The organism is uncultured Dialister sp. (genome assembly GCA_900314595.1).
Classification (GTDB): Bacteria; Bacillota; Negativicutes; order Veillonellales; family Dialisteraceae; genus Dialister.
In genome coordinates this window covers 60,258-86,260 of sequence record OMVW01000006.1, presented here as the reverse complement: position 1 = coordinate 86,260, position 26,003 = coordinate 60,258, and the positions used below count along the sequence as shown (strand labels likewise).

At 46.9% G+C, this 26,003-nt stretch carries 26 protein-coding genes; 5 read left to right on the top strand and 21 right to left on the bottom strand.

Translation table 11 applies throughout. The features are described from left to right. Positions 1-69: 69 nt before the first annotated feature. From QZN42_RS03890 to QZN42_RS03850, 9 genes are all read right to left on the bottom strand, one after another. A complete protein-coding gene (locus tag QZN42_RS03890) occupies positions 70-837 on the bottom strand; it encodes a DUF3322 domain-containing protein (RefSeq protein WP_296954436.1) in 768 nt (255 codons plus the stop codon). Further along, on the bottom strand, positions 818-4,228 hold the full coding sequence (locus QZN42_RS03885; RefSeq protein WP_296954434.1) for an ATP-binding protein: 3,411 nt from the start codon (positions 4,226-4,228) through the stop codon (positions 818-820). The genes QZN42_RS03890 and QZN42_RS03885 overlap by 20 nt, the downstream gene beginning before the upstream one ends. Beyond that, on the bottom strand, positions 4,215-4,823 hold the full coding sequence (locus QZN42_RS03880) for a DUF4194 domain-containing protein (protein WP_296954432.1): 609 nt from the start codon (positions 4,821-4,823) through the stop codon (positions 4,215-4,217). Before QZN42_RS03880 ends, QZN42_RS03885 begins: the two co-directional genes overlap by 14 nt. Beyond that, positions 4,816-6,294 carry a DUF3375 domain-containing protein gene (locus tag QZN42_RS03875; protein WP_296954430.1) on the bottom strand — a complete coding sequence of 493 codons (1,479 nt, stop codon included), beginning with the start codon at positions 6,292-6,294 and terminating at the stop codon, positions 4,816-4,818. Before QZN42_RS03875 ends, QZN42_RS03880 begins: the two co-directional genes overlap by 8 nt. A 14-nt stretch (positions 6,295-6,308) precedes the next feature. Then, on the bottom strand, positions 6,309-6,971 hold the full coding sequence (locus QZN42_RS03870) for a DUF1638 domain-containing protein (protein WP_296954428.1): 663 nt from the start codon (positions 6,969-6,971) through the stop codon (positions 6,309-6,311). 10 nt (positions 6,972-6,981) lie between these two features. Continuing rightward, positions 6,982-7,143: a hypothetical protein gene (locus QZN42_RS03865; protein ID WP_296954427.1), complete on the bottom strand. Its 162-nt coding sequence runs from the start codon at positions 7,141-7,143 to the stop codon at positions 6,982-6,984. 128 nt (positions 7,144-7,271) lie between these two features. Next, positions 7,272-8,162, bottom strand: coding sequence for an L-serine ammonia-lyase, iron-sulfur-dependent, subunit alpha (gene sdaAA, locus QZN42_RS03860; protein WP_296954425.1), 891 nt, complete (start codon positions 8,160-8,162; stop codon positions 7,272-7,274). A gap of 10 nt (positions 8,163-8,172) precedes the next feature. Then, positions 8,173-8,835, bottom strand: coding sequence for an L-serine ammonia-lyase, iron-sulfur-dependent subunit beta (gene sdaAB / locus QZN42_RS03855; RefSeq protein WP_296954423.1), 663 nt, complete (start codon positions 8,833-8,835; stop codon positions 8,173-8,175). A gap of 128 nt (positions 8,836-8,963) precedes the next feature. Beyond that, the gene (locus QZN42_RS03850) at positions 8,964-10,289 is read right to left on the bottom strand and encodes an LPO_1073/Vpar_1526 family protein (protein WP_296954422.1); all 1,326 of its coding nucleotides are present in this window, start codon (positions 10,287-10,289) and stop codon (positions 8,964-8,966) included. A gap of 114 nt (positions 10,290-10,403) precedes the next feature. Between QZN42_RS03850 and QZN42_RS03845 the strand changes: the two genes are divergently transcribed. From QZN42_RS03845 to QZN42_RS03835, 3 genes are all read left to right on the top strand, one after another. Next, entirely contained in the window at positions 10,404-11,183 is a 780-nt protein-coding gene (locus QZN42_RS03845; protein ID WP_296954421.1) for an adenosylcobinamide amidohydrolase, read from the top strand. A gap of 96 nt (positions 11,184-11,279) precedes the next feature. Beyond that, a complete protein-coding gene (locus tag QZN42_RS03840) occupies positions 11,280-12,320 on the top strand; it encodes a zeta toxin family protein (protein ID WP_296954418.1) in 1,041 nt (346 codons plus the stop codon). 55 nt (positions 12,321-12,375) lie between these two features. Beyond that, positions 12,376-13,263, top strand: coding sequence for an epoxyqueuosine reductase (locus QZN42_RS03835; RefSeq protein WP_296954416.1), 888 nt, complete (start codon positions 12,376-12,378; stop codon positions 13,261-13,263). Positions 13,264-13,299: 36 nt separating this feature from the next. Here QZN42_RS03835 and QZN42_RS03830 read toward each other — a convergent pair whose 3' ends face one another. From QZN42_RS03830 to QZN42_RS03820, 3 genes are read right to left on the bottom strand one after another with little or no spacing between them, the layout of a single operon-like run. Then, positions 13,300-13,989 (bottom strand): dihydrofolate reductase family protein, encoded by a 690-nt coding sequence (locus QZN42_RS03830; protein ID WP_296954414.1) that lies wholly within the window; start codon positions 13,987-13,989, stop codon positions 13,300-13,302. Next, positions 13,990-15,285 (bottom strand): metallophosphoesterase, encoded by a 1,296-nt coding sequence (locus QZN42_RS03825; protein ID WP_296954412.1) that lies wholly within the window; start codon positions 15,283-15,285, stop codon positions 13,990-13,992. It abuts the gene before it with no gap. Beyond that, a complete protein-coding gene (locus QZN42_RS03820) occupies positions 15,282-15,776 on the bottom strand; it encodes a flavodoxin (RefSeq protein WP_296954410.1) in 495 nt (164 codons plus the stop codon). The genes QZN42_RS03825 and QZN42_RS03820 overlap by 4 nt, the downstream gene beginning before the upstream one ends. Positions 15,777-15,898: 122 nt before the next feature. On the opposite strand from QZN42_RS03820, the gene QZN42_RS03815 reads away from it, so the two are divergent. Continuing rightward, positions 15,899-16,363, top strand: coding sequence for a MerR family transcriptional regulator (locus tag QZN42_RS03815; RefSeq protein WP_296954408.1), 465 nt, complete (start codon positions 15,899-15,901; stop codon positions 16,361-16,363). 131 nt (positions 16,364-16,494) lie between these two features. On the opposite strand, the gene QZN42_RS03810 is transcribed toward QZN42_RS03815, so the two are convergent. From QZN42_RS03810 to QZN42_RS03790, 5 genes are all read right to left on the bottom strand, one after another. After that, a complete protein-coding gene (locus QZN42_RS03810; protein WP_296954406.1) occupies positions 16,495-16,989 on the bottom strand; it encodes a pyridoxamine 5'-phosphate oxidase family protein in 495 nt (164 codons plus the stop codon). Positions 16,990-17,073: 84 nt separating this feature from the next. Further along, positions 17,074-17,961, bottom strand: a complete 888-nt coding sequence (locus tag QZN42_RS03805; RefSeq protein WP_296954404.1) for a TIGR03915 family putative DNA repair protein — start codon at positions 17,959-17,961, stop codon at positions 17,074-17,076. A gap of 93 nt (positions 17,962-18,054) precedes the next feature. Beyond that, positions 18,055-19,299: a putative DNA modification/repair radical SAM protein gene (locus tag QZN42_RS03800; protein WP_296954402.1), complete on the bottom strand. Its 1,245-nt coding sequence runs from the start codon at positions 19,297-19,299 to the stop codon at positions 18,055-18,057. Between the two features lie 130 nt (positions 19,300-19,429). Next, positions 19,430-19,603 carry a tryptophanyl-tRNA synthetase gene (locus tag QZN42_RS03795; protein WP_296954400.1) on the bottom strand — a complete coding sequence of 58 codons (174 nt, stop codon included), beginning with the start codon at positions 19,601-19,603 and terminating at the stop codon, positions 19,430-19,432. Positions 19,604-19,613: 10 nt separating this feature from the next. Further along, positions 19,614-20,555 carry a cytochrome d ubiquinol oxidase subunit II gene (locus QZN42_RS03790; RefSeq protein ID WP_296954399.1) on the bottom strand — a complete coding sequence of 314 codons (942 nt, stop codon included), beginning with the start codon at positions 20,553-20,555 and terminating at the stop codon, positions 19,614-19,616. Between the two features lie 193 nt (positions 20,556-20,748). Between QZN42_RS03790 and QZN42_RS03785 the strand changes: the two genes are divergently transcribed. Further along, positions 20,749-21,006 (top strand): hypothetical protein, encoded by a 258-nt coding sequence (locus QZN42_RS03785; protein WP_296954398.1) that lies wholly within the window; start codon positions 20,749-20,751, stop codon positions 21,004-21,006. 49 nt (positions 21,007-21,055) lie between these two features. On the opposite strand, the gene QZN42_RS03780 is transcribed toward QZN42_RS03785, so the two are convergent. From QZN42_RS03780 to QZN42_RS03765, 4 genes are all read right to left on the bottom strand, one after another. Further along, the gene (locus QZN42_RS03780) at positions 21,056-21,637 is read right to left on the bottom strand and encodes a hypothetical protein (protein ID WP_296954397.1); all 582 of its coding nucleotides are present in this window, start codon (positions 21,635-21,637) and stop codon (positions 21,056-21,058) included. Between the two features lie 56 nt (positions 21,638-21,693). Then, the gene (locus QZN42_RS03775) at positions 21,694-23,001 is read right to left on the bottom strand and encodes an FtsW/RodA/SpoVE family cell cycle protein (protein WP_296954396.1); all 1,308 of its coding nucleotides are present in this window, start codon (positions 22,999-23,001) and stop codon (positions 21,694-21,696) included. Then, a complete protein-coding gene (gene trmB, locus QZN42_RS03770; RefSeq protein ID WP_296954395.1) occupies positions 22,974-23,624 on the bottom strand; it encodes a tRNA (guanosine(46)-N7)-methyltransferase TrmB in 651 nt (216 codons plus the stop codon). The genes QZN42_RS03775 and trmB overlap by 28 nt, the downstream gene beginning before the upstream one ends. Before the next feature lie 129 nt (positions 23,625-23,753). Next, positions 23,754-25,835 (bottom strand): phosphoethanolamine transferase, encoded by a 2,082-nt coding sequence (locus tag QZN42_RS03765; protein WP_296954394.1) that lies wholly within the window; start codon positions 25,833-25,835, stop codon positions 23,754-23,756. Positions 25,836-26,003: the final 168 nt, after the last annotated feature.

Sequence of the window (26,003 nt, the reverse complement as noted above, 5' to 3'; positions counted from 1 at the left end):
TTTTGTCGTATTTTTTTCGACTTTTTTGCACAAAAAAGCACGCACCTTTCGATGCGTACTTGAACTATTTTATGAATTTCTTAAGTTAATGACATTGGGATTAAAGGATGCCACTTCATCATTGGAGAGGAAAAATTTTCTCACACCAAAGAATGTGATGGAGGGATCCAGGCTGCGGGCACAGATATCGGGCACGGGAACGGCTTTGACGAAGAAATGCTGTTTCATTTCATCATTATTCTCTACAAGCTTCTCGGGGAAAAGACTGTTCCAGAGGGTGCGAAGAAGGAAACTGTGATTTTCAAGGAATTTCGTATCCACTCCGGGAATGGAAGCCTCCCGAAGGTATTGATGAGTTCCTTTATCTTTTTCAAGGTATTCTGCTATGGCAAAGCAGAGGGGATAAAATTCTTCTTCCCTGATCCGAACGTAATAATGAATGAACCATTCCCGAATTTTTGGATTCTTTGTTTCCACCTCTTTGAGACGGCTGAGAAATTCATTTTTCTCCTTTTTCATACCCAGGAGGGCAAAACCATCTTCCGCTCTGTCCACAAAAACCCGGACAGGGAGAGTCTGCCGACCAAAGGCTTTCGTATTCTTCTTTCCTTCATCAATACGCCACAAAGGACGGGCGCCGTCTTTGACAGGGTTTCTCCAGTAATCGGACCAGGAGAGGAGGCTTCCCCAGTCCCCTTCCGTTTCTTCCGGCCTTTTCAGGACCATGCGGAGCCAGGGACCTTCTTCTTCTATGACAAGGCCTTCATAAAGACTTCCCTTTTCTTCCTGTTTTTTCAGTTTCCTGAGAAGTTCCCCATCATACTGTCTTCTTCTCATGAGCAAGGAATTCCTTTCTGTATTCGCCCACTGTCATATTGCGAAGCTGGGACTGTCTCATTTCATTCTGGCTCACATAACCCAGATTGGAAATAAAAGGCTCAATCACCGGAATTTTGGCCAGTGGTGTAACCACGAGCAGCTGTAGTCCCATCTTCCGGAAAAGAGACAGGCCAAATTTTGCTGATTCATCAGAGCTCTTGAGGAAGGCTTCGTCGATAACGGTAAAGCGGAAAGTGGGCAGTCTTCCGCTGCCTTCAATGCCAAAGCTGTAGACAAAGGATGCAGCCAGGATAGTATAGGCCAGTTTTTCCTTCTGACCCCCGGACTTGCCGGAGGAATCGGTATAATGCTCAAATTCCTCTCCTTCCGAACCATCGGAGCGGCGGATCCGTTCTGACACGGCAAAGGTAAACCAGTTTCGTACATCCGTGACGAAATGGGTCCATCTGGCATCTTCTTCCGCATAACCTTGCCGAGTTAAACTGAAGCGGTCCAGGATTTTTTCTATTTCCAGAAATTTTTCCTCATTGTAATTGTCTTCGGTGCCATAGACAGCGCTGTCCGTGCATTTGCGGAGTTCCTGCCGGAAAGTCCTGATTTCCTGATTCGTGGTCTCGAGACATTCGATTTTGATGTAATGGCCTTCATTGTAGTCCGTATCATACAGTGAGTGGTTGATTTCATCAATTTTTTGGGTAATCGTATCCCTTATGCCCAGGAGTTTCGACTGGAAAATGGCCATGTCCTGAATTGTGTTTTCGCGAAGCCGTTTCTTGAATTTCGGAAGGAGCTTCGGCAGATCATCTTCTTTAATCCGCCGGAATATTTCCTTGTACTCATTCCGGTTGGCCCCGTTCATTTCCGTAGTGAGGTTCGGATCCGACTCATTGTGCTCAGTGAGGTAGCGAAGGTACTGATTCATGCGCTTCATGGTTTCCTCGGTATGAAGTTTTTCTTCCGTCTCGTTCTTACTCCTGTTTTCACGAATCCATTTACCATACTGTCCTGTCTTGTCGCCCATGGATTTCAAGGTGAAGAAACCTTTCCCGATGATGTCCTGCCGGTGTTCATCCAGAAGGGCGAAGGCCCTTGTCTGAATGATTTCCGGCGTTTTGACGAGAATGGTTTCCACCACTTTCTTCCTGGCCTCGTGAGTTTCAATCTGATTCAGGATCCTGCCCTTTTCGCTGCGGGCTTCGTCCATGGTGTGCCGGGTTTCAGTGAGTTCTTTCTGCAGTTTCTTGATTTCCACTTCCAGGCGGGAAAGAACATTGTCATTGGCAGTGAGGCTCTTAATGAGCGATTTCTGCTCTGCTACCCGTTTTTCAAAGGAATGCTGGTCAATATCTTTGAAGTTATCCGTTTTGAGAAGAGATTCGGCGGCATTCATCCTGCCGATGCAGAGGTCTCTTTCCCCTTTCAGCTTCTGTACCTCGGCGGCCGCTTTTTCACGGTCTTTCGCAAGGGCTGCCAGTTCTTTTGTGATGAGGACGATTTTCTCTTTATTGGAAAATCCCAGCACATAATGACGACGGTCATCAATGCGGTACCGGTCATCCTTCTTATGTCTTCTTCCCTGGGATTTGATCTGACCTTCCGGGGAAATGGCAAAGGGGGCTTCAGAGAATTCCCTGGCAGTATCGGCGCAGATATGGTCAAACCGGTGATAAAGTTCCGATGCCAGCCAGGCAGCATAGGGAGAATCTTTTTTAATATTGAGTTTCCGAGCTGCTGCCTTTTCAGGAAGATCTGCCATGGCTACGGGTCTTGTATATTCGTCTACCCGATAGTAAACGATGCGCTGTTTCAGGAAATGATGCTCCATCCAGCCAATGACTTTTCCATAAAGCGACTCCGGCACCAGCATGGATACGCCGAATTCAGAAAGAAGACGTTCCAGGGCCCCCTCCCATTTCTGCTGGGACGGCTTCACTTCCATAATTTCCCCGGCAAAGGGCATATCACTTTCCGGCACCACGAGATCCATGGCCAGCTGATGACGGATTTCAATGAATCTTTCAGGAATATTGGAATCCCGTTTTTTTAAAGATTCCAGTTCACTCCTGTCCTGGCCGATTTTTTCTACAATATCCCTTTCCCGGCTGTCGGCTTCAAATTTCTTCTCGTCCAGCCGGTCATAGTCGTTTTTCAGTTTTTCAGACAGTTTTTCTGCCTGTTTCCTGGTATCCATGAATTCATCCAGGCTTTCCGGAAGAAACAGACCTATTTTCTCTGCCAGCAGGCGGAAAGCGGAAGCATTTCTTGTCACCAGGCGAAGATCCTTTTCATAGGCTGCCAGGTCCCTTTTGGCACTGTCCAGACGGGCGCCGCCATTTTCCCACATTTCCTTTTTCTTGTTATCCATATCGTTGGAAAGATGGATGGAATCTTCTTCCAGCGACGCAAGGCGGCGGTTGATGTCATTTTCCAGACGATGGCATTTCTCCAGCTCTTCATCCAGCAGTTTTTTCTCCTCCCTGGCAAGGTAGGAGTCGGTCCCTTCGGCCATGAGGTCATACTGCTGCCCTTTCAGGATGCATTCATCCACTTTGGCAGAGGCATCGATTAAAGGTGCCAGGATATCCATTTTCTCCCGGTCCCGCACGATGGCATCATGAATGCTCTTCAAATCATGGAAACGGGTTAGAAGGTGCTGGATATTGCTTTCCATCTCATTCATATCCACTTCGCCCAGCATGTTTTTGCGGACGAAATCGGTGATGCCGTTCACTTTTTTCATGGAAACGGTTTGCTGGAAAAGGTCCAGCGCATTATCCTGGACGATGCCGAAAAGGGATTTGAATTTCACCGCATAGCTGCTGTATTCATTGAACAGGTGGACACCATATTCTTTTTTCAGTTTCTTTTTCAGGTCCGTGATATTTTTGCCGAAATTGCCAAAATTTTTCTTTATGGAAAGATTCCTTTCCGCCACCACATAGAAACGGGAAGGCTTGTCGCTCCCCGGGGTGAAGTAAAAAACCTGGGCCAGGGTCACCCTGGTATCATTCATGTCATCTCCAAATACTCCAAGGATGACGGAATACTGGTTTTTATCGCGGAGGGCTACCGGTTCTTCCACCCCTTCCGCATTGCTTCTCTTCGCATAATAGCCGCGGATATAAGAGTTGAGGGACCTTTCACGGCTGCTGGAGTCAGCGGCCTTATTGTAGGTGATTTTCTGCTGGGGAATGAGAAGCGTCAGGATGGCGTCGACCAGGGTGGATTTCCCCGAACCGATTTCCCCGGTAAGGAGAGAAGTCTCACCTCCCAGTTCAAAAGGCCATACGGCCCTGTCGAAAGTGCCCCAGTTGTACACTTCCAGCCGTTTCATACGGAACCCAGCCTGCACGTCGGCCCGATGGAAAGCTGTATCAAACAGGTTCATTTATCTTTTCCACCTCCTCCGTTTCTTTTATAGTAATACCATTTTCATCCATATATCTTTCAAGTTCCCTGTTAAAGCCGGACAGCCATTCCGCATCCACCAGGCGGCGCAGGATGGGCTGTACTTCAAATTCCTCCTCGTTGTCCTTAACGGGCATCAGGATTTTCATTTCCAGTGCTTTAGAAATACAGCGATCGATGGAATTGGTAAATTTCACTTCATCCGTGACTTCCGGGAAATACGGTTTCATGCGTCTGACCATATCCTCTTCCCGCACCACCAGATTTCCTTCACCTGTGGCGTTGTCATATTCATTGATTTCATTCCGGAGGAGCACCAGGAATAGACTCATGCGGAAACTTAAAGGCTGCCGTTTCACCAGATGGGGCAACTCATTCCCGTCATTCTGCTTTAGGAACGCATAGCCGCCATCTTCGTCAATCACCAGAGACAGGCCGATTTTTGCCATATATTCATCGATGAGGTACTGTCTGCTCATAATGGTATTCCATATTTCCGCATTTCCGCTTTTCATAACCACTCCGGAAAGAAGGCTGATCAGGGTTGTTGAAAATAGAGTCTCCGTCTTATCCATTCATATTCTCCCTTTTGAACAGGATTCGTTCCATCAGCACAAAACGGCTGCGGCCATCGATTCCCATGAAAAATATCCGGTCCTTTACGGGCAGGAACTGGTGATTTTCTTTCTTTGCGATTTCCAGATAGGCCAGAAGCTCAAGGAGCCCCTTCTCCAGAGGATAGGCATCGAGCACTTCCTTCAGTGTCACCTGCCGCCTTGTTTCCAGCAAATCCTCTATATGCTGACGAAGAAGCGGCTTATCGATATAAACCTGATTGAAAATGGCTTCCAGGCTCCCGGAATACGTTCCTTCTTGGAGCGCATGGGCATCCAGTTCCATTTTCACCGGAGGCATATGGAGAGTCCTTTCCATAGGAAGGTTCACTGTGGGCGCTGCATCATTGAGAAACATGAAGTCTTTCTTCTTCGGTTCGAAGCCTTTCATGGCCAGCGCTTTTTTCTCCACCCCTTTGATCTGGAAATAAATATTTTTCTTTTCCTGCAGATTGTTTTCATTGACGTACCAGCTGATCTGCTCGGAAAGTTTGGCTATGGTTTCCTGCACATCTTCCGCCCCGTCCACCCAGGCAGCACGGATATGAAGGGCGTCGTAGCGGTTCGTCTCCCGGGCAAGGGCTTTCAGCCTGAGGATTTTCTTCATGGTTTCGTCAAAATCCTGCTGCTGGGAAAAAGCCATGAGATAGTCGAAGAAGGCATGGAAGCTTTTCCCCTGCTCTGATTCCTCAATAATTTCGCGATCCGCGATAAACTGCTCCAGTAGGGCTCCCTTGCCATGTTCCCATTCGTTCACTTCATCCCGGAATTCCGTATAAATCTGCTGGAATTTATCTTTCACTTCACGGAAATCGGACAGGATGCCATTGGCTATGTCCACGGCCTCCATAAAGCGCTCCTTAATCTGTACGTCATCCAGGACATCCACTTTTCCGCCCTTTTTAAGGAGCACGATTTTATTTTCAATTTCTTTCTTCTGTGCCTCCAGGTATTCCAATCTTGCTTTCTTTGACGGATTGGCCTGGTGCTCGATTTCATGGAGCAGGTGGAAGAAAGTATGAAGTCTGGATTCGGTGCCGATGAAAGACCGGCTCTTGAGGCTCTCCAGCCATTCCACCGCTTTCTGGGCCGGCGCAGTCAGGTCATAGCAGGTGATCCGGTTCTGATAAAACCGCCGGAGCCAGCGATGATCGCCGTCGGACCATTTCCGGAGGTAAAAGCGGGCTTCCTCGGATAAATTCTCTTCCGGCGGTATTTCTTCCTTCATCAGGCTGTGTTTTTCCTCCAGAAATGCACGCATATCCAGGACCAGCCGGGCCTCGGGAAGATTTCTCACATTCTTTTCAAGAAATTCATGATACAGAAAAGCGCAGCAGAAAGGGGCATCATCCGATGCCAGCAGTTTCCAGGAAGGACTGCCCGCCCGAAGGAGTGCCAGATTTCCCTGGCTCATGAATTCATCTTTAGCCATAAGATCACCTGTAATCAGAAATTGGAGGGGAATGAATCGGATTTCACCGTTTCTCCCACTGGGACGGTAAAGAAATCGTCGTCAAACTGCTCTCTTGCCATCTTGCGGAGAATGCCGTAATGTCCGGGTACGATATGAAGCTCTCCTTCCACCAGTCTGACGAGAGGAGTAATGTATTCTTTAACCGGTTCGATATCATAGCAGCCGGTATCGATGATATAGAAATCATGAATGACAGAGTACAGCTTCATAAGGTACATCCTTGCCTTGGTTTCGCCCATTTTCTGTTTCAGCTTATCAAAGTCGATATCCGATTCTTTCATGAATTCCATCCATCCCTCGGTAAGAAAAACTCCCATCATATCCCTTTTCAGGTCTTTCAGAGAGTCCCCCGAAAGCAGGATGTCCAGGCAGTCCCGGGTTTTCGGATAAATGAGAGGCGCCGTGGTGGCTTTGATCCCTATATTTCCCCCGCCGCAGCCGGTAGTGCAGACTACGATTCTGTCTGCGTTATAGAAATGGTCCACCGCATTCTGCACATAATGATGAAGGGCCTTCGGGTCCCGATGAAGACCGGGCGGCATGAAATAGACGACTGCCTTTGAGTTTTCTTCTTTCATTGCTCCTTTCAGTTCAACCCCAAGAGCGGGGCACGCAAGAATCACAGTACCAGCCATAGTTACACCTCTAAAACATATAAAGAACAGCAATCCACATGAGAGCAGTCGCGGCTGCTCCCAGGAAGAGCACCATGTACTGACCGCCTTTTCTCTTATTTCCCAGGACAGAATACCAGGACCAGAGAGTCATGAGAAGTCCCAGAGCAAGAAATATAAAGTTAAGCTCCATAGAGGCCTCCTGAAAATCATTGTACTGATTCCATTTTGACACATAAAGAACCATTTGTAAAAAGAAAAATCTGAGCCACACAAAAACCGCGAGCCTTTTTATCTCGCGGTTTTTGCAGATTTATTTTTTTATTGTTTCAAGCAGCGGGCTTTTTTCAGAAGTTCCGCGTTGATTTTCTTTCCTGTTTCCGTCATGGCAAGGCCTGCCCTGCTTGTTTCCTTCAATTCTACCGGCAGCCTGCGTCCGATATCCCCCATAGCCTCGATAACTTCATCAGCCGGAATGATACTTTTTATCCCGTTCATTGCCATATCAACTGCCGCCATGGCATGGACTGCATGAAAAGCATTCCGTTTCACACAAGGTACTTCCACCAGTCCCCCTACGGGGTCGCAGGCCAGGCCAAGGATATTTTTCAAAGCAAGAGCAAAGGCATTGGCCATTTCCTCATTGCTTCCACGAAGCAAATCGACTCCTGCCGCTGCGGCCATGGCACAGGCAGTTCCGCATTCCGCCTGGCATCCGCCCACCGCTCCGGCAATCGATGCTTTTTCAGCAACTACTTTTCCAAAACCGGCAGCCGTAAAAAGAGCCCGGGTCAATTCATCATCACTTGAGTGACTTTCTTCTCCTACTGCCAGGATGACTGCCGGAAGGATTCCGCAGGACCCCGCCGTAGGACAGGCTACGATTCTGTACATTTTGGCATTTGCTTCAGCTATGGCCAGGGCATAGGAAGCAGCTTTTCTATTGATAGGACTCAAAAAGCGGAGACTTCCGTTATACAGTCTTGATGCATCACCGCCCACGAGGCCGCTTGCCGATTTACCCGTGTCCTTCAAACCTTTCTGGACGGATTCCCGGAAAACGGGAAGCATCCGTTTCATGCGATTCCATACATTTTCCACGGTGCTCCCTGATTCTTCCGCCTCTACCCGGCAGGCAATGATTCCCGGAGATACACTGTCCCGGTCTGCCATGATCAGGAGTTCTTCCAGACTGTGATAGGTTTCTATCATGATGCCCTCCTTAAATCAGATCCAGTGACAATGTAGAAATAATATTTTTATTTGTATTTTTTATTTCCTCGCACAGAGCTTTGGAAATATGCCGGTCTGTATGGATAATCATAACTGCCTCATCATTCTTGTTTCGGAGAAATAGACGCATGGTGGTAATATTGATATGTTCCTTTGCAAAAACAGCAGTGACATCGGCCACAATTCCCGGAACGTCGTGATGCCTTGTGAGAAAAGAATATTCCTCTCCCGTTATTTCCACGTCATAGCCGTCAATAGAGGTGATGAGTATCCTTCCGCCTCCAAGGGACCTTCCAATGACAGTCACCGACTTACCGGACAATCCTGTTTCTTCTATTTTTGCCACATTGGGATGCCCCATATCATCATCAGAAAAAGCAAATTGTATGGAAATCCCCTGATCTTCCGCAATATGAATGGCATCCCGAATGCGGGTATCGTCGGGCGTACAGCCCATGAGGCCTGCCACCAGGGCACGATCCGTACCATGACCTTTCCCTGTCTTTGCAAATGAACCATAGAGCGTGATTTTTGCTTTTTTCACCGGTTCTCCCAGGATTCTTCTTGCCGCCAGTCCGATACGGGCAGCTCCTGCCGTATGGGAACTGGAAGGTCCGATCATGACGGGACCGATGATATCAAAAAGGCCCATATTCTTTTCCTTTCTCAAAATAAAAATCTGCCGCAGCTTCGGCAGATTTTGCCTCAAAGTGAATTGGCTTTTGCCATATCCATCATTGAACGATTATGAAATTATTTCACTTTATTCATTATACCAGTTTACATCCAGTGACTCAAATCAAAGTCTTCCCCAATGGTTTCACGGATGCAGATCTTGGCGATATACATACCCATGAGTGTCAGGGATGAACGACGAATCATACTGCTGTCCCAGATATCCTGCAGTTTTGAAAGATCCGGAGAGATTTTATCCAGAATAAAGGTCATTTCTTTTCTGTCATAGGGGACCGGTCTCGATTCCAGGATAGCCAGGAGATTTCGCCGGGTCAGTTCATCTTCTATGCCCATATCGTCGAAAAGGCCGGACAGGGTAGATTCATCCACGGCAGCCGGTTTCACATAGGAATTGTACAGGCTGGCAACGATAGTGCCCTCAGGCCAATCCTTATGAACAGAAATAAGTTCTGCCTTCAGGCAGCCGCGGAAGGAGAACACCAGGGGATAAGAATCATGAAGTACCTGGCCAAAGGGGATATCCTTATTTTCCAGAGATACGCAGTGCAGGTATTCCAGCTGCTGGTAGCCTGCGTATTCGTCGGGAAGTTTGTGAAGGAAAGGAGTGATGTATTTATCCGTATACTTTTTCAGATGATGCCCATCCACGTTATCCGTGTTTCTGGAATAATGGAAAATGAGGAGCAGAGACAGAGCATGGAATTCACTTTCTTCCATGCGGGGCATAGCCTTCAGGGCATCATAGGCCAGAATCGTTTTCGTATCGGAACGGCTGCCATGAGCCACATCGGAAAAAGCATCCGTCACCATTTCAAGGACTACCGGCGTCGGCATCATCACATAAGTGCGCTGGGCATTCTGCAGTGCTTCCTGAACCATAATGTGCGTCAGGGTGTCTACTGCTTCATTGCCGGACATATGGAGTCCGTCAATCAGGTGCTGTGTCACTTTCCGGGTATCCTGCTCTACCGTTGTCGAGACCGCACCGTATCGGTTCAGGAAATGACGGATGAAATATTCTTCAAGTGTAGGAAGGTCAGGCATGGAAGAAAGAACACGGGGTTCCGGTTCTTCCGGAAACAGCCCTGCAGAGGCATTGGAAGAAAAGGCATCGGCTGATTTTGATTCGCCAAAATCTTCTCTTGTAAATACCTTTGTCTTTTCATCCTCTGCTTCCTGAGCTTTTTCCTTATGATGGGGCACATGAATGATACGGGTAGCCTCGTCCACCACAGATTTCTCCCGTTCTTTTTCTTCAGTCCGCCGGGGACGGGGAATTTCCATGGTCTGTTCATCGGCAGGAATTTCTTCCTCTCTGCCCCGTTTCGGCAGGCCGCAGATCACGAAATAGGATACAATCATAAACAGCAGCGCCACAGCTGCCAGGACCAGGTAAGGTAATATAACCATGAAATCTCCTGCTTAAAAAATCTACACAAAATTCAGTACTATGGTATCATATTTCTAAAATGACTTCAATGATTCATTCCCCACCCACGAAATAAAAATATAATGGAGGCTCCCATGGAAATTCTTCCTCTATCATATCCCGGCAGCCGGCTTATAGTAACGCCGGAAGTGCTGATGATTCAGTTCGACAGATTTCAGAAATCCCTTTCCACCGCCATCTACGGCGGCGGTTTCCGGAATATCCGTTTTGCACTGAATCAGAAGCTGACAGAATTCTACCCCTCTGAAAAGGATTTTCCCGGCGGCTCGGTGAAAGGCTACCTGAAACTATGTGCTGAAAAAGCCGGTGCCCTTCCGGAGGAAAGTGCAGTTTTGCTGACAGCGGCAAAAGTCAATCGTTATTCTCACAAAATTATCCGGAGCGGAGATGTACTGGTGGAGTCCGTCGTTACGGGAGGGGTGGAAAAGACAGCCTGCCGTGCTTCCTCCCCCGCTCTCTACCGGGAAAAAGATGGAAGTTTTGGACCCATCGGCACCATCAATATGATGATCCTTTTCCATGGAAATCTTCCTGAAGGCATCATGGCCCGGGCCCTGATCACCCTGACGGAAGGTAAAACGGCAGCTCTCCAGGACCTGGGAATCGCAGATGTGAATAATGGAAAACCGGCCACCGGGACGGGCACTGACGGGATTACCCTGATCTGCAATCCGGAAGGGCCATCTTATACAGATGCCGGACCTTTTTCAGAACTGGGTGCCTCTCTGGCTCACGCTGCCTATGAGTCCGTCATCGAATGCGTACGGGACATCGACCACCCCTGGAATGCTTCCCCCCTTCTTGCCACTCCTCCTGCCATTAATCTGGAAATGCTGCGAAAGAAAAAGGGCTGACTCTTTTATTTCCTTTTAATAAGGAATTAGACAAATTTCTGAACCTTTGTTATGATAGAAGAAATAATCTTTTGTTGAAAAAGGAGCTGGTACGGCATGCCCTATGACGAGCGGACCATTGAAGAATTAAGTGAATCTGCGGAAATAACCCCTATGGCGATTCAGTTGGAAGTGAATCTGGAAATATTCAATACCATTCACAACCTCCTCTGTGCCATGGGCGATGAAATTGATGTGAAACCTCAGGACGAATCCCGTCTCTACAGCCTGTGGATGAGCACCATCCGCGAAATGTCACTGATTGAAATCCGCAAAGGACACGGCCTTGCCATGTCTACCCAGGTAGGCATGCTCCGGGAAGCTTACAATATCGAGACCCGCTATATGGCGGACCAGATATTCCGCCCAGTCAACCCCCTCCTCATCAAACAGCTGGCCCGGAAAGAAAGCGCTTTCACTCCGGAAGAAATGAATGCTCTTTTTGACAAAACCGTATGGCCTGCCATTTCCCATAAAAAGACCGGAAATAAAAAACACCCCATGGCCTTTATCATCGCCGGACAGCCTGGTGCGGGAAAGACCAGGATGTCTTCCATGATCATTGATGAATACAATGGTGATATCGTCCAGTGCATGACCGATAATTTCCGTGGTTTTCATCCGCGGTCCAAAAAGCTCATGAAGAAATATGGTCAGTACTGTGCTTACTTTTCCTTGGACCAGGGCAAGTACCTGTCAGACCTCACCATGAAAAAAGCCGCTGAAGGCCGCTACCATATCCTCCAGGAAGGCTCTCTGGAAAACGTGGCCCACACGAAAGAATATATTTCCTACCTGAAAAGCATGGGCTATGAAATCTGCGTCCTTCTCCGGGCCTGCCCGAAGAAAGAAAGCTGGAAAGCCATTCATCAGCTCTTCCTCCAGCAGCGGCTGAAGGCTCCGGGACTATCCCGCCTCATCACAAAAGAATATCACGATAAAGCCTGCACCGCTTTTCTTTCCGCCACGAATGAACTGATTGCCCAGAATCTCATGGGCCGGCTGATTATCAAAAGCCCGAAGGGCCTTCTCTATGACAGTGATGACATGCCGACAGAACGGGTCGGAGAACTGCTGGCAAAACGAATGGTAAAATAAATCGATTTCAAACTGTGAAAATTTATTTTTCACAGTTTTTTTGAAAGGAGACTTTATGAGCGAGGCCAAAGAGCTTTTCATCAAAGCGGCCCACAATCTGGGCATTAACGCCTGCGGCACAGCGCCGGCTCTCTTTCCTCCTCTCCTGCGGGAAAAACTGGAAAAGGCTGGTCCCATCCCCTTTGCCCCGGAAGACATGGAAAAACGGCTTCACCCGGAAAATCTTCTTCCCGGAGCCTCCTCATTCTTCGTCCTCCTTTTTCCCTATAAGGCGGAAGATGAACGGAAGTCCAATATCGCCCTCTATGCAAGGCCCAAAGATTACCATATTATCAACCACCGGTATATGGAAAAAATCATCCTTTCCGTTAAGGAAAAATTCCCTGAAGCCCGATTTTATGCTCTCACCGATACCTCCCCTATGGTGGACCGGTGGCTTGCCTGGTCGGCAGGGCTCGGATTTTTCGGAAAAAATCACTGCCTCATCCATCCCGTTTACGGTTCCAGTGTCACTATCGGTGCCATTCTGACCACTCTTGAACTTGAGCCGGACAAACCCCTTTCTCTTTCCTGCGGGAACTGCCATCTCTGTGAAAAAGCATGTCCCGGAAAGATCATAGGAAAAGAGCTCTTTAATCCATCCCGCTGCAAATCATGTATTACCCAGAAAAAGGAAGACCTGACGGCAGAGGAAATAGAAATCCTTAAAAAGACGCCTCTCATCTTCGGCTGTGATGAATGTCAGAAATGCTGCCCTTTCAATAAAAAAGCCCCCTTTTCTCCAATCCCTGAAATTCATGAAAACCGTATTTCCTGTCTTTCCGGAGAAGAACTTGAAAATATTTCCAACCGCGGCTTTGACAGGAAATATAAAGAATATGCCTTTGCCTGGCGGGGTAAAAAAGTCCTTCTCCGCAACTGGCACATAGTTCATGACAAATAAAAAATCCTGTTTCCGAAGAGACAGGATTTTTTTATTTCATTTCTTTTCCGCTTCATAAAGCAGGTGGATGCCGCCCTTCCCCACAGGCTGCGCCTTTTTCAGCAAATATGCTTTGGGCAGGAATACATCGGTTTCCGCGGTCCCTTTCTGGTCATGATTGCCTTCCAGATAAGGTACGACCACTTGAGAAATACCGTCTACCATACCGGCCTTGAAAAAAGCTCCGTTAATGGTGGCACCTCCACAGAGGACCAGTGTTTCCACGCCGAAAAGCTCATGAATCTTAACCAGACTGCCCGGGATGTCCAGATCATGTTCGCCGGCAAAGATATATGAAATATTTTTGCTTCGAAGGTATGCAAGGAATTCTTTCGGCACTTCCCGTGTCACCACTTCCACCACCTGCTTATCTCCGGAAAGAGGTCCTTCCCAGGCGCATTTGCCATGGCGGTCGAAGCAGAATAGATATTTCTTATTTTCACTTATGACAGGAAAATCCCCTTCCGGAACTTCACTGTCTTTGAAAGCACTGTAATCTCCATCTCCACCGGCGAGGTACAGACATGCGGTATAGGAACCCGTTCCTTCCGCATCGCCCAGAGTCGGGATGAGTTCATCATACACCTCCCCGCAAGCACCTGTAAGGGGTGCATCAGCAAAATAGCCTTCAATTTTCCCGTCAATTGAAATCATCATATGAAGAATAACTTTTGCTCTTTCCATCATTTAATCCTTTCTGACTACTGTTTCATGAAGTTTTGTACCATCCGGAAGGTATCCGGTGAGTTTTATTTCCTGATCCGTCACTTCCAGAATGGAATAATTATCTGTCTCCGGCTGAGGTGCCACATATTCATCCAGTTCATGCCGTTTCCACAGTCCCGGATAACGGACATTGCCGGAAAGGCCCTCGATTACATAGACAGGGCCTTTTTCCGACCGTTTGAAATCATAAATCCGTCCGCGGTCTCTATAGGTATGAAGATGAGCCGACAGCACCAGGTTTACGCCATTGGCATCAAAGACAGGCATGAAAACATTTCCTTCTTCCGAAAATCCTTCTTCCCGGTGCGGCCTTCCTTCATCGGCAAAGCCGTACTGGAGCGGATCCTTGTGCATGAGGACGACTTTCCATTTCTTCTTTGTACTTTTTAAATCCCTGTCCAGCCATATTTTCTGCTTTTCAAAAAGATCTGGCAGCCATTCTCCTTCTTCCCGAAGAGACGTATCCAGTACGGCAAAGTGGACATCCCCCCAGTCAAAGGAGTAGTAATGGTTCTGATGATTTTTATTTCCATTGGAAGGAAGGTTGAAATGAGTGAGATACCTGTCGGGCATATGATTTTTCCAGTCCAGTGAATAAGCCTCATGATTGCCCAGGACTGGAACTACAGGTATATTGGAAATCGCATCTTTCACGTCAGAAAACCAGGTCTGCCACTGGTATTCATCTTCCCCGTTATCCACCAGGTCCCCCAGGGCAATGAAGAAAGAGGCATCAGGATTTCCTTTCCATACATGGGCAAAGAGGTTCTTCCAGTCCGTATAGTCGGAGCTCTGGGAATCAGAAGTGACAATGGCTTTGAAACTGCCTCCCTGATCCGTTTTCAGCGGATACCAGCTGCTCACCGTATTTCCTTCGCGGGTCCTGAATTCATAGTCTTTTCCTTTGACCAGATTGTCCAGATACGCCGTATAAACAGTCCCATCCTTAATACCGTTATTTCCCTTGAGCCCTTTGGCAGAGGCAGAAACGGAATAAATAGCCTCCGTCCCTTTTTCTCTGTACTCCAGGCTGTTTTCCTGATCCGTGGGAAGTTCCCACATAATGGTGCGGCCCTTCGTATTGTCCGATACCACCACCTGATGCACATTGAAGGGTTTCATGGTTTCTTTGACAGGACTGTCTGAAACCTTTGAAGCTGCACTTTGGGATGCACTTCCCTGATTTCCTCCGCAGCCTGCCAAAGTTCCGGTCATAAGGCAAAGAGCCAGAAAAGCTGCTATCCATTTCCTCTTCATCGGACTGCATCCTCCTTTAATCCCTTTATCCATTTATCAATTTCATCGTCTCCGGTAAGACGATCGTTCATCTTGTAGGTCACATGGAACTGCCCTGCCACCCGGGCTCCCTTCTCTTCCAGTTTCTTCCTGAAATCGGAAAGCGTATTTTTCGGCTGCCCGCCATCGGTGGAAAAAGTATAAACTTTTTTACCCTTGAAATCATGACCATCAAGGAATACCTGCATGGCCGGAGCCATGGTGAAATACCAGGTAGGCGCTCCCAGAATGATGATGTCATACTCTTCAAGAGGGAAGGGAATTTCTTCAATTTCCGGCCGGCGGCTTCTAAGCTTGTCGAATCCCGCCTGAAGGACCGTCATGCCATAAGAAGAAGCATAAGTCTTCTTTGCAGTAATGGAAGTGATATCGCCGCCCAGAATATTATGAATCTTCCGGGCCAGTTTTTCGGTGTGACCACTTTTAGAGTAATAAACTGTCAATATTTTCATGGTACTCCCTCTTTCTCATCCCCTTGACGAGGGAACTTCTATTTCTTATACTGAAATCATCTTAAAGTATATTGTATTCCTTAAAGTAATGTTTAAGTCAAGTATTTCCCAAGGAGGCATTTATGCTCTATACTGCCGGGGAAGCCGCGAAAATTCTTGAAATTCCAGTCTCCACCATCCGTTATTATGACAAGGAAGGACTCCTGCCGGATCTCGAACGATCAGCCGGAGGCATCCGTATGTTTCAGGAAAAAGACATTTCCGAACTCAAACTCATTCAGTGCCTCAAGAAAACAGGCCTTTCCCTGAAGGACATCAAAACTTTCGTCAATCTCCCTCCGGAAAGTCCTGAAACCATCAGTGAAAGACTTTCCATCCTCACCCGCCAGAAGAAAGTGCTTGAGGAAAAACAGCAGGAACTGAAAGAAATGATGAATGTGGTCAATTACAAGCTCTGGTATTACAGGACAGCAGAGAAAAAAGGCTCCCTTCTCACCGGTCCCATACCCTATGAAAAGCTGCCGGAGGATTTGAAAAAGGGGTATGAAACCCTTCATTTCATTTCTTCAGAGCAGAAGAATATATAAATTTCTTTTGTCCTCATCATAAATCAGGATAGTTTTTCTGTCTAATACCTGATTTCTAATCCATATGATGCCCGCGGGCATAAATCCGGGAAATCAAAAAGGCTTCCGCATCAAGCGGAAGCCTTTTTGATTTATTTCCTTCGGAAAGCAGGATTTTCCTTGGCCTGGAATTCTTCTGCCTCCAGTTTATAAACTTCGATGGAATTCACATGACCATCGGTGATTTCCCAGTCTTTCCCGGAAATCTGCTTCATGAACCGGGTCATGATGTCCCTTTTTTCCTCCGGATCTTCCACGATGGTCACCCGGCCGCTTCCAATGATGCTGCCATAATGGGTGGTATACCGGCTGGGATTCTGATCGTGAGGAATGACATGATTTCCCGTATCCATTTCAAAACCCGCCCGGTTGTCTTTCCGGATCAGGTCCCGTTTGAGCCCGCCCCTGGCGCCATGGAAATACAGAGTCAGTTTCCCTCCCTCATATTCATAGCTGTAGTTCACGGGAACCACGAATATGCGGTCCTCATCATAAAGGCCCAGATGGACAATGCCGCATTTGTCCAGAATGGCCCGGATTTCCTCTTCCGCCGTCACAAGACGGTCTTTCCTTCTCATGGGATGCATAAGATTCCTCCTTTTGTTGATTAAAATTCTTTTGTCTCATTATAAAGAAAAACCGGAAACAGATGCAATGTTTCCGGAAAAATTTTATTCTTTATTTTTCTTGTTCTGTAAATCCAGTTTCAGCTGCACAGCCCTTAAGGCATCATCGATTTCCGCAGGCGATATGGTTTTCGAAAGTTTCCCAGGTCTTTTTTCTTCCATGCCTTTAAGGTCCAGATCCCGGGCATTATAGGGATCTTCCATTTCCGTCAGGTTCGCCCAGTATTTCTTTGGGAGAAAATTCATCCGCTCTTTGGGATTCCTTCTTTCCTTAATCCCCATATGGCGATAGTAATTCCTCCAGAGCTGGCGGAAATCTTCCTCATCCCTGCTGTACTTCAGATTTTTCCGGATTTTCTCCACTGTGACGAAAGATACCTTTTCCCCGTTATACACAGCCGCCTCATGACGGTTTACATCATAAATGGCCCAATACTTTGAAGACAGCCGGTCTTTGAAATGGGCTGAGAGCACCGGCAGGATCCGGTGGGTAGGATTGATAGATGCATAAAGAAGGCCATCTTCCAGTTCGCTGAACCGGAGGATTCCCCGGAATTTTTCCGTTTCATTCCCCACTTCCCGGCACATATCCAGAATATCCATGACCCAGCTTTCCTTTTTATGGGTGTAAATATTCTTTCCCAGCCGGAACCCTTCTTTCATGAAATTAAAAATTCTAAGTTCCCGTCCTTCATCATCAGAAAGCCAGGCCCTGTACATCCAGCGCATGGCTTCTTTCCCGCAGGATTTTTCAAAAGCTGAAGCCACTTTCTCCGCCTTCAGGAAATTGGTCTTTACCACATATTCTTTACTGAAAAGTGGTACTTCTCCGTTCGATGTGGATATCCCTTCAAGCTGGCTGGTACCGAAATAGTAAATCTCATAAACAGCCGTGAGAAATCCCGGATAGGTATCATCGTATAAAAAATACATAACCTCCTCCTTCAACTCCCAATTTAACCATTTTATGATTTTCTGTATATGGTCGAAGGAGCCCTGTTTTATATTAAGAATTTTATCAAATCCTCAGGTCTGGGTATCAAAAAGGCTCATTTCCCGGACTTCCCGGGCTGCGGTTTCCGAAATGAGCCGATTCCGCAAACTTTCTGAATCCAGCGCCCATTCTCCGTAATACCTGCCATTCACAGTCATGAAATACCTTGCCCGCTTAAGTACAACGCCTATCCGTTTCAAATGATCATAGGAAAGGCCGCCGTACCTTCGGAGCCTGACTATACGGAGTGCGCTTCTTACACCGATTCCCGGAACCCGCAGAATCATTTCGTAGGGTGCCCGGTTGATTTCCACAGGAAATAGTTCCCGATGCCGGAGGGCCCAGGTGCATTTGGGATCCAGTTCTTCATCGAAATCCGGTTCCTCCGGTGTCAGTATTTCCTCTGCACGGAATTTATAGAACCGGAGAAGCCAGTCCGCCTGATACAGCCTGTTTTCTCTTGCCAAAGGAGGCTTGATCAGGGCAGGGAGGTTTTTCCCTTTCATCACAGGTACATAGGCTGAATAATAGACCCGCTTCAGCGATGCTTTCTGATAAAGTTCTTCCGTGAGGAGCAGAATCTGCCGGTCGCTTTCCCCGCTGGCCCCCACGATGAGCTGGGTCGTCTGACCTGCCGGCACGAAAGAGGGAAGTTTCCGGTGATGCTTTTTCTCCTCCCTGTGGACTTCGATGGATTCCTTGAAAAACTTCATAGGCGCAAGAATCGCTTTTTTCGTTTTCTGGGGCGCCAGAAGATGGAGGGATTTTTCCGAAGGAAGCTCGATATTAACACTTACTCGGTCCACGTATCGCCCCAGTTCATTCAGGAGTTTCGGGTCCGTTCCCGGAATTCCTTTCATATGAATATAACCATTGAAATGCTCCCGCTCCCGCAGAAGTTTTGCCACCCGGATGAGGAGCTCCGTCGTATAATCCGGTGACCGCAGGATGCCGGAAGACAGGAAAAGCCCTTCGATGTAATTCCGTTTGTAAAATTCTACTGTTAAAAGTACAATCTCTTCAGGTGTCAGAATGGCCCTCGGCGTATCGTGGCTTCTCCGGTTCACGCAGTATTCGCAGTCAAAAATGCAGGAGTTGGTCATCAGAATCTTCAGGAGCGATACGCAGCGCCCGTCGGCAGTCCAAGTGTGACAGATCCCGCTTTTATGCCCGTTTCCAAGCCCTCCGTCATTGGCCCTGGCGGAGCCGCTGGAAGAACAGGATACGTCATATTTGGCCGCATCTGCCAGTATGTCCAGTTTGTCACCTATTTCCATACGCGCCTCCTGAAAAGATTTTCTATGAAATTATTATAGCATAAAAATAGAAAAAATGTTCTATTTAAAAGATATTTTTCGGAGCAAAAAATAAAAACCGTGAAAGCTTTTCAGACTTTCACGATTTTCTTTATTCCTTTTCTTTTTCTTTCTTTTCCACTTTTTTCAGCACCACCGAGGCACCCTGCTTTTCTGCCTCGAACCGGTCCTCTTCTGTCAGATGTTCGGAATCAAGAACGATTTTGACACCCATGCGGTCCAGCATTTCATCTATGGTATGCTGCGTTTTATAAAGTTCTCCCATAATTTCCTCCTTAAATATGATCTTTCCATTCGTACGTTTCTTTTCTGCGGATCTGTCTCCAGATGAAAGTTCCCAGGGTCCATACAAAAGCCACGATGAGAAGTGCCGTCCCCGGCAGCCCGTCCATGGCATTTTTAAGGGAATCAAGCTCGACAGTGAAATGAGCAGGAAGCATGACCGCATAAGCTGAAAGGTAAATGGCAATAGCAAAGAAAGATGAGAAATAAACAGCTGCCAGCCCCACCTTTACATGGCGCATGCGTGTAAAGAGGAAAGCGATGGCAAAAAGGATGGCAGTTGCCACCAGACTGATCCAGAAAAAGCTGCCATAAAGATTGGAATCAGCCGCATGATTTTTCAGAAGAATCGCCAGAATGATATACACGACCACATTAAGGACACTGGATACCAGGAATGCAGCACGGAACCGTTCGCCCAGAGGATTCACCACTTTGACAGCACCATACAGGGAGCCCAGTTGAAATGCTGAAAGGATGAGCCATAACGCAGTAAAAATACCGATAGCACTGATCAGCCCTCCTTCCTCCATCAGGAGTGATGAGGAAATAAGTCCCAATGCAGCCAAAACAATAATGGAAAAAAGGCCGTGTATTTTCATGACTGCCCTGCTTCCAAAAATATTTCTGAGAAAACAGGAGGCCAGACGGAGAACAGCCCCCAGAGATACCAGAATAATCATGACCATTTTCGTACCGGCCAGTTTTTCCGACACTTCCGGAACAGCGGCCCCCATCATGAACATGCCCAGGAAAAACCATAGTTCATTACCATCAAGTCCTGGCTTCAAAAGTCCGAGAGCCGCCTTGTTTTCCTCTTCATTGCGGGAAACCAGCGGAGCTGCCAGAGTAACGCCCCAGTCAGCCGCTTCGAGAATCATGTATAAGCCGAAAAAGCATAAAGGTAAAAGCAAAACATTTGAATCTGCGCTCATAAATTCCTCCAGAATCATTCCCCAAAGGGAAATAAATAAAATTCCATTAAAAGTATACCACACTCCCCTGTTGAAAAAAAGAAATTCAAAACATAGCCCAATGCTAAAAAATGCCGGAAATCATCAATTCCCTTTGAACTTACCGTTCCCATTTGCTATGATAGTAGAAAAGGTGAGAAGGAGGACAAAGATTATGGATAAACTCATTAAGGCCCTTGTATTTGCCCTGGCTGCCGCAGTGGTCACGAAAAAAGTAAAAGAAAAGAAGCCGGTGGAAAAGGTAAAAGAAAAAGTACGGAAAACGGAAACGGCGCCTGATATCCTTAAACCTCTTTCTCCTATTTCAAAAACATTCTGGCTGTTTCATCCAAAGAAAGCCATGTGTCTCTTTCTCTTCCAGACTGCTTCCGGAATTGCCTGGACGCAGGCGCGTAAATATTTTAAGCTTTAATTTTAACGATAAAAGCAGGTTTTCCCCGGAAAGCCTGCTTTTTAGTTTATTATTCACACATCGAAATGGACCTGCCCTGATCCATAGCTGGAAGGATTCCAATATCAGGATTCAGAGAGAAAATCATCAGGCCTGTCAATATCTGGACCACTTCCCTTATTTCCCGATCATTCAGGACGCTTAAAGAGCTTTCCATTATACTATCACCAATGACCGGAAAAGCAAAATCCGACATGCAGGTATAGCAGGAACAGAAACGGCCATTCCCAAATGAAGTAATCACATTCTTTCCTTCCAGGCTGGGAAAGCCGGACTCCATTCCATAAACAACGGCCCCTGAGAGATCGAGCGCATCGGCACATAATGCAAGGCGGCCTGTTTTAGAGACAGAGTCTACAAAAGCTAAAAGTTTTCTCCCTCGAAGAGCTTCATTCAGATTTTCCCGGCTTTCATAAAAAGAGCGGATGGATATGCCGGACTTTTCCAGGCATTTTTGTGCCTGTGCCAGAAAATACCCCTCTGCACTTTCTGCAGGGAATGAGGCATACACGGAGAGGGTCCATTCCCCCTTTCCGAAAGAGCGAATCCGGTTCAGGAAATCCGGTGAAAGAAGATCCCAAAAATCATCCATAATTCCCCCAGCAAGAAGAAAGATGCACTTATAAACATATTTCTTCCTTCCGGAAATCAGCGCCAGCGGTACCGATGGCGCGCATAGACATTCCCGGAAAGTTCTCCGAAAGAAAGAGGATGTCCCTCCATGGCAGCAATCCGTTTCTTTCTTTCCTGTTCGTCATAATCCTTGAGGCTTTGCGTAGATGTCCCCCAAATCAGTCCCAGGGCTGCCATATTAACCAGCAGTGATGTTCCGCCAAATGAAATAAACGGAAGTGGAATCCCTGTTACCGGGAAACATCCGATAACCATGGCTATATTGATGAGCCCCTGCACGGAAATAAGAAGAGTCAGTCCGTATACAAGAAATGCGGAATATGTATCTTGCAGTTTCCTGGCTACACAAAATCCATAATACAGAAAAGCCATAAAAAGACAAAGCACTGCACAGGAACCGATAAATCCATATTCCTGACTGAAAACAGCAAAAGCAAAGTCCGTATATTGTTCCGGCAGGTAAAGGAATTTAGACAATCCCTCTCCCATGCCCTGTCCCAGAAGGCCGCCGGAGCCAACGGCAATGAGACTCTGTACAGTCTGATAGCCCAGATCCTGTGCATAGGAAAAAGGATCCCAGAGAACTATAAGGCGTGCCATACGATAAGGTGCCGCAATAGCAAGGGCTCCAAAAACTACAGCAGTAACAATACATCCCAGAATGATTTCAAAAGCGGGCATGCCCGCAATGATATAAAGAAGAGCCGGAAACATAAGAACCATTCCTGCCGTACCCATATCCGGCTGTTTCATTATAAATGCAGCCATGATAAGCGGCATATAAAAAGGAGTGAAATACCGAAGCATTGCGACAAAGGAATTTTCTTTTTTCTTGCTTGCAATGAATATGAATGGTCTTAAAAAGCGGGCAAAAACGGTAATCCTTATATGGCGGTCCACTTTTTCCGAAAGCAGAGATGAGGCCCAGATAAGGCCGGTGATTTTAGCAATTTCCGAGGGCTGCAGTGATACCGGTCCCAGCATAATCCATCGTGTAGCGCCATTTACAGTACGTCCGGCCACCAGCACAAGGATCAGAAGAACAATCGTCCCTGCGCACCAGAATCCTGCAAACCTGCGTATGAACCGGTAGTTGATCCTTGTGAGCGCCAAAGCGATAACTATGCTTGCCGCCAGTACCGCGATATGTCGCAGAAGATGGCTGTAAGGACTTCCGCCGGCTTCCAGATTCATATAATATGTTGAACTGTATACGTTAAAAGCCCCCAGAATAATCAGTACCGCTGCAACAATAAACATTTTCTGCAGCGCTTTTGGTGCATACTTCATATCCATCAGGGACGTCTCGCTACGAGACGGCATACCGGATTCCCCTTTCTGGAGAACTTCTCTTCATACTCCGTTTCCACATCTCCTTCTACCGGAGATGCATGGAGATCATAGGTTACCTGGGAAAGCTCCCATCCCATTGCCTGGAATTCTCCAATAGAAAAATCAAAAAGATCTTTGTTATCCGTTTTAAAGCGGATCTCTCCCTTTTCTTTAAGAATCAGTGCATAGCGTTTCAGGAAGTCCCTGTAGGTCAGCCGTCTTTTGGCATGGCGCTTTTTCGGCCAGGGATCACTGAAATTCAAATAGATGACATCCACTTCACCGGGCGCAAAGATATCAGCAATCTCGCTGACATCTCCCAATATAAGGCGTACATTATCAAGGGGAGGATCCATTTCCGCCGTTTTTTTTGCAGCATAGTAAATAACTCCTTCCTGTACTTCCATTCCTACATAATTTACATCATGATGAATGGCAGCCATACCGGATATGAACTGTCCCTTTCCCGTACCGAATTCTACATGAAGTTCATTCTGCGGACAGGGAAATAAATCCCTCCATTTTCCCTTCCTGTCTTTAGGTTCCTCCAGAAAAAGGATGGATGTGTAGTTTTTAATTGCCTCTTCAATCCAGGGTTTCCTGCGAAGCCTCATATTTCCTCCTGATGAAATAGAATAAATTTATTTTACTATAACACAGGTCCGTTCCTGTGACAAATCAGCCTCAGCCTGCTGAAAAGCCGCAGGAAACGAAATGTCCGGCATTCTGTTTCCTGCAGCCTTTTAATTTTGATTTTCCCGGCTCGTTCCCTCATTTTCCACTTCCGGAACTGTTTCCGAGGCAATCGGGACGGGTTGGAATGTATTCCAGTCAAAGCTCCGATATCCATGGGCACGGGCATGGTCCGAGATATTCCGGTTCCACTTCTGATCCATAATTTCCTTGTCCGAACCAAGCTGTTCCACATCATCCCGGATCATGACATTCCCATACATGGTCATGAGGGTAGTTACATCCTTATCAAATTCGGGTGCAAAAATATCGGATTCAGAATCATAATGAGCGGCGGTTAGACCCATGATTCCCATAAAAGTATCATAGAGCATATCATTGGAAAACGGCATATTCCTTCTTTCGTCCATAAGACGAACCCTTTCAGGATTCATGGAACGATACTGATCTGACAGATATACCCAGAATGGAATATGAACCATGGTGTAATCGAACTGATCAGCATTGTGTCCGGGTCTTTCCGTCACCTGTTCCCCGTGGTCGGAGAAGTAGAGCACTCCGTCTGCATGAAGGAAATTAGTCGCTTCATTCATGATATTTTCAATTACATAATCATTGAAGAGTACGGAATTGTCGTATTCATCATTCATAATTTCCTCCGTACTTCTGGTATTTCCGGGATTTTCCGGCCATTTATAAAATTCGGAGGGATAGCGGTCCCAGTAGCTCACATGGCTGCCCATCAGGTGAATGACAACCAGTTGTCTGCGGTTGTTCGGATCAACTTTCTTCAGATAAGGAATAAGAGCCGTATCATAATCCTTTGTCACAACATCCGTACCTACATACTGATTGATCCAGTACTGATCATCGCAGGCAGAACCAATGGCCCCAATGGGTGTATCCCATACGCCGAACCGGGACTGATTGGAAATCCAGGTAGTCCGGAATCCGGCTTCCCGTGCCAGATCCACCACGGAATAAGCATCGACCAGATTGATATCATTGTACTGGTTTTTCTCAGTCAGGGCTTCAGTCAGCACCTGTACTGTCTGTGTATAGCATGAATAACCATGATTGAAGAATTCATAATGAGGATCGCTGATTGCGCGGGACTGGAACGGCGTTGTTTCCCTCGGATAACCATAGACACCCATATGGTCTCTTGTCAGTGATTCACCGATAACAAGTACATAGACTCCATCCGGAGCTGCCTTCAGCCGGTCTGCAATAACTTTATTACGGATATGCATATGCCTTCTGGCTTCTACAATTTTCTGGAAATCCGAAAAACTGTGAAGGGTCTCATACGTTTCATAATAGACGTGGGCGAGGCGGGTAGCACCGATGGAAAGGCAGCAAAGGCCAAGATTGACACAGAAAAGGCCAAGCATGACAAACCAGGTTTTTCTGGACACCTGTCTGCGGCTGAAGCTGAAACGGCTGGCATGAAAGATGAGCCATCCCAGGATAACAAGGGCAATGATTCCCGCAGCGATTTCCGCATAGGGAATATTCACCTCTATATATTCCCTCGTTTCCGCCAGGTTCGTCTGAGCCAGCGCCAGCAGCATATTTATGGAAATAAGGGAATGGGTAATCGTATAATAGCCGATATAGGTAAACTGTACCAGCACATATAAAACGATAAGCACCACACAGGCGAGACGGGCAATCATACGCCATCTGCCCGGAAGAATCCAGGCTGCCGAGAGACAGGAAATAAAAAGATAAAGCGGAGTGGAAAGTTCGCCTGATACATCCGACATATCAAGAAGTACATCCGTCTGCGTCGAAAGATAGGGCACCACAAGAGACAGGGCCCAGAGGCAGATGATGGTAATCCATAGATGCACTGCCGCCTTTTTCAAATCGTGCCGGATAAAATAAGCTGTTACAAACCCCACCTGCAGGAAAAGGAGAAACACCTTGACCTGAGAGAAGGGCTCATATCCCCCCGGCGCTCCAAAATACCAGGAAAGGAAAAAGGCAAAGCAAAAAGGAACGATTGTTGCAATAAGCCACCACCGTTTCCAATGTCCCGGGCTGTCCTTCTTATCCCGGGCAGTCATCGCTTCCGAAGACTGTGTCTTTTCATCCCACTCCGGGGAATTTCTTTTTTTGTAATCCATTTGCACACCCTGCATATAAAGAACAGGTTCAACCTGTACTATTCATAACTAAATTATTTTATCACAATATAAAGAAAAAAACATTATTCTCATAGAAAATTTGAAATCTCTATTTTCTCAGGGAATGGAATGATATAATTTTAAAAGAATTCCCGTTATTGAAAGGTG